At 42.2% G+C, this 2,604-nt stretch carries 5 protein-coding genes and 1 pseudogene; 5 read left to right on the forward strand and 1 reads right to left on the reverse strand.

Translation table 11 applies throughout. The features are described from left to right. From tuf to bfr, 3 genes and pseudogenes are all read left to right on the forward strand, one after another. Positions 1-163: pseudogene (gene tuf / locus QTO00_RS17940) on the forward strand (elongation factor Tu); the annotation flags it as partial. A 308-nt stretch (positions 164-471) separates the two neighbouring features. Then, positions 472-660 carry a (2Fe-2S)-binding protein gene (locus QTO00_RS17945; RefSeq protein WP_038209729.1) on the forward strand — a complete coding sequence of 63 codons (189 nt, stop codon included), beginning with the start codon at positions 472-474 and terminating at the stop codon, positions 658-660. Between the two features lie 72 nt (positions 661-732). Further along, the gene (gene bfr / locus QTO00_RS17950) at positions 733-1,215 is read left to right on the forward strand and encodes a bacterioferritin (protein WP_331425993.1); all 483 of its coding nucleotides are present in this window, start codon (positions 733-735) and stop codon (positions 1,213-1,215) included. 72 nt (positions 1,216-1,287) lie between these two features. On the opposite strand, the gene QTO00_RS17955 is transcribed toward bfr, so the two are convergent. Beyond that, positions 1,288-1,647 carry a diacylglycerol kinase gene (locus QTO00_RS17955; RefSeq protein WP_331425994.1) on the reverse strand — a complete coding sequence of 120 codons (360 nt, stop codon included), beginning with the start codon at positions 1,645-1,647 and terminating at the stop codon, positions 1,288-1,290. 266 nt (positions 1,648-1,913) lie between these two features. On the opposite strand from QTO00_RS17955, the gene rpsF reads away from it, so the two are divergent. Together rpsF and priB are read left to right on the forward strand one after the other, a co-directional pair. After that, positions 1,914-2,294: a 30S ribosomal protein S6 gene (rpsF, locus tag QTO00_RS17960; protein ID WP_005472655.1), complete on the forward strand. Its 381-nt coding sequence runs from the start codon at positions 1,914-1,916 to the stop codon at positions 2,292-2,294. An 8-nt stretch (positions 2,295-2,302) separates the two neighbouring features. Then, positions 2,303-2,604, forward strand: a 302-nt coding sequence (priB, locus tag QTO00_RS17965; protein WP_331425995.1) for a primosomal replication protein N, incomplete at its 3' end; no start/stop codon positions are given.

Here is a 2,604-nt window from a genome sequence, read left to right on the forward strand (position 1 = left end):
CATCGAGCTACCAGAAGGCGTAGAAATGGTAATGCCAGGTGATAACATCAAGATGACTGTTGAACTAATCGCTCCAATCGCGATGGATGAAGGTCTACGTTTCGCAATCCGCGAAGGTGGCCGTACAGTTGGTGCTGGTGTTGTTGCTAAGATCTTCGACTAATTCTTACGAATTAATTGAAATCTTGCGCACTTCTTCTTTATTGAAGAACACGCATTAGAGAAAGGGAAGCTTAGGCTTCCCTTTTTCGTTTTTGGTTATAAGGAAATAGCCGGTTTTGTAACTGTAACTGGCTGAAAATCATCACTCATTTTAAGCCCCTTAATTCGTTGTATCCTAACTGCTTGAAACTTTGCCTGGTTAATTATTTCTATATAACAAAATGTTCTGTTAGTGTGCAAATACAACTGGAAGTGATAATTGTTCTTGTTTATATTTGTGGTCGCAAGTTAATAGTAGAAGTGTTTTTTATGTTTGTATGCCTTTGCCATGGAATTTCAGATAAGAAAATTAGGAAGTTAGCCATTGATGAAGGTGTAACTGATATTAAGGGAATTAGACAATGCACGCCGCTAGGCAGTCAATGTGGTAAGTGTATTAAGATGACCAAAGAAATTTTAGCAGAAACAGAATACCTACAAGTTAAACAAGCCAGCTAAATCAACGCTGAGCCTTTTGACACCTTCTCATTTGGTACTAGATTTAAAAGAGCCAAAGAGGAGGGCTGTGTAATGAAAGGCGATCCAATAATAATCCAACATCTCAATAAAATACTCGGCAATGAGCTCGTCGCTATAAACCAATATTTCCTGCACGCACGAATGTACAAAGACTGGGGTCTTAAACATCTCGCAGATAAGGAGTATCACGAATCTATCGATGAAATGAAGCATGCCGATCATCTCATCGAACGTATTCTATTTCTCGAAGGTTTGCCTAACTTGCAAGATCTCGGCAAACTAATGATCGGTGAAGATACCAAAGAGATGCTTGAGTGCGACCTCAAATTAGAGATGGCAGCAATCCCTGATCTGAAGAACGCGATTGCTTACGCCGAAGATGTGCATGACTATGTTTCACGCGATCTGTTCCAAGATATTCTAGAAGATGAAGAAGAACATGTGGATTGGTTGGAAACCCAACTTGGCTTGATAGATATGACGGGTATTCAGAACTACTTACAAGCTCAATATGTCGATGAAGATGATGATTAGATTCATATAATTAGAACGTTAGAAAATCCCTGAACTTACTCAGGGATTTTTTGTCAGTTCTACTCATCAGTATTAGAGGAAGAGTATCAACCCCCAAGTCACTGCAACTAAGCCTAGGGCAACAAAAACTGCCGCAGAGCCAATGTCTTTGGCGCGTCCACTAAGCTCATGATGTTCAGAACCAATACGGTCAACCACAGCTTCAATCGCTGAGTTGATCAACTCAACCAATACAACGACAAACAGACTGCTAATCATTATGACTTGCTCAAGCTTGGTGACCGGGAGGAAGAAAGTCAGTGCCGTCATTACTATCAGCAGTACGACTTCTTGACGAAACGCGGCTTCATGTAGCCATGCTGCCTTTAGCCCTTTCATTGAGTAACCAGTCGCATTAATAATTCGCTTAATTCCGGTAGCACCAGGCTTCATCCCCTTTCTCCTTGAGCAAGATTACAACTAATAAATAGCCAGAGTTTACTGAACTTCTCGTTAGTTTGGGTTCACTAATCTGAAAAGCGCGAGGGAGAAGTTATCACGAGATAGCTTTTGGTTCTATGCATCTTTTTTCTTGCGTAAACTGGTTTCTTTCTGTACTATTCGTGCTCCTTAAAACTCGGTCAATTATCTTTAGTTCCTTGCTTCCTCTGGACGACCGAGCCATTTGTGGAAGCTGAATAATCCGTAAGGAGCAACCAATGCGTCATTACGAAATCGTATTCATGGTGCACCCAGATCAAAGCGAGCAAGTTGCTGGCATGATCGAGCGTTACACTGGTTCTATCACTGAAGCTGGCGGTACTATCCACCGTCTAGAAGACTGGGGTCGTCGTCAACTGGCTTACCCAATCAACAAGCTTCACAAAGCTCACTACGTTCTAATGAACGTTGAAGCTGACCAAGCTGTAATTGATGAGCTAGAAACTGCTTTCCGTTTCAACGATGCAGTTCTACGTAACATGATCATGCGTACTAAAACAGCGATCACTGAGCAATCTATCATGCTTAAGCAGAAAGAAGAGCGTGCTCCTCGTCGCGAAGAGCGTGCTGAAGCTAAGCCAGAAGCAGCTGCTGAGTAATTTCTCTTATGACCAATCGAATGGAGCTCTCTGGCACCATAGCCAAACCGCCCGTTCGTAGTAAAAGCCCAAGTGGTATAGAACACTGTCGATTTTGGTTAGAGCATCGCTCTACCGTTATTGAAGCTGACTTACCGAGACACGTTTATTGTCGTATGCCGGTAGTGGTTAGCGGGCAAAGGTCACAAGCATTAACTCAGAATTTAGTACAAGGCAGTAGCATTAAGGTAGGTGGTTTTGTCACTTATCAGACCGGCCGAAATGGTGTGGGAAAATTAGTGCTTCATGCTGACAACATTACTCAAATTTA

Source organism: Vibrio sp. M260118 (assembly GCF_036533755.1).
Classification (GTDB): domain Bacteria; phylum Pseudomonadota; class Gammaproteobacteria; order Enterobacterales; family Vibrionaceae; genus Vibrio.